Source organism: Sphingobium indicum BiD32, assembly GCF_000382885.1.
Taxonomy (GTDB): Bacteria; Pseudomonadota; Alphaproteobacteria; order Sphingomonadales; family Sphingomonadaceae; genus Sphingobium; species Sphingobium japonicum_C.
On record NZ_CAVK010000047.1, the window covers coordinates 1 to 1,342 of the forward strand.

The following is a 1,342-nucleotide window of genomic DNA, read 5'->3' on the forward strand; positions in this document are numbered from 1 at the left end:
TTACGTTAAGTGGTGTAAGAGCCGTCGATCCAAGGTAGGATCGGGATCAGGTCAGGCTGCCACGGCGGGCAGGCTGACGATGGGATTATGGCTTACCGAGCCGAGAGTTTCCAGCGTCATGTAGCGACGGGATACGGCCCACTCATCGTTTTGCTCCAGCATCAGTGCGCCGACGAGACGGATTACGGCTGCGTCGTTGGGAAAGATACCGATTACGTCGGCGCGCCGTTTGATCTCTTTGTTCACTCTTTCCAGTGGGTTGGTCGATGAGATTTGCGCCCAGTGTTCCTTCGGGAAGGCCATGTATGCGAGAACATCTTCGCGCGAGCTATCCATCATGCCGGCCAGCTTGGGGAACTTCTCGCGGCACGCATCGGCGACCTGCTCCCACTGCTGGTGAGCCGCTTCGGCGGTTTCCTGCGCAAAGATCGTTTTGATCATGGCGATGACGGCGGGCCGCTGCTTGGGCGCGGTATGGGCCAACGCATTGCGCATCCAGTGCACCCGGCAGCGTTGCTGGCTCGCGGCGAACACCTTGCTAGCAGCGGCACGCAGGCCCTTGTGATCGTCGGATATAACGAGCTTCACCCCGCGTAAGCCCCGGTCAGCCAGCGAGCGCAGAAAGGCTTTCCAGAAGGGCTCAGCTTCCGAAGGGCCGGTGGCAATGCCCAGCACCTCGCGCCGGCCATCGGTGTTGACGCCTACGGCGATTATTGCCGCCGTCGATACGATCCGGCCGCCCTCGCGTACCTTGAGGTAAGTGGCGTCGATCCACAGATAGGGCCACTCGCCTTCGATCGGGCGCGTCAGGAAGGCGTTCACCCGCTCATCGATCTCGGCGACCAAGCGGCTTACCTGGCTCTTCGAAACCCCGCTGGCACCCATGGCCTTCACCAAATCATCAACCGAGCGGGTCGAAACACCATGGACGTAGGCTTCCTGAATCACCGCTGCCAAAGCCTTCTCGGCAGTGCGGCGCGGTTCCAGAAAGCTTGGGAAGTAGCTGCCCTTGCGCAGCTTCGGGATCGCTAGGTCGATCCGTCCGGCACGGGTGTCCCAGCCACGTTCACGATAGCCATTGCGGTGGGTAAGCCGCGCCGGGCTCCGAGTGCCAGAAGGCGCCCCAGTCCGGGCCTCAATCTCCATATCCATCATGCGCTCGGCGGCAAAAGCCAGCATCTCGCGCACCAAATCGCTATCAGCCCCTTGCTCGATCAGCTCTACAAGGGCCATTCTATCATCGGTCATCGTCATCTTCTCCAGGTTCGAGTTCGCATCCGAACCCTACCAGAAGATCGACGGTGGCCACCCAGTCAGGGAAACCTTCTTACACCACTTAACG

At 60.7% G+C, this 1,342-nt stretch carries 1 protein-coding gene; it reads right to left on the reverse strand.

Features of this window, described 5'->3' with window-relative positions; genetic code table 11:
- Positions 1 to 51 precede the first annotated feature (51 nt).
- A complete protein-coding gene (locus EBBID32_RS04755) occupies positions 52 to 1,248 on the reverse strand; it encodes an IS256 family transposase (RefSeq protein ID WP_037488815.1) in 1,197 nt (398 codons plus the stop codon).
- Positions 1,249 to 1,342: the final 94 nt, after the last annotated feature.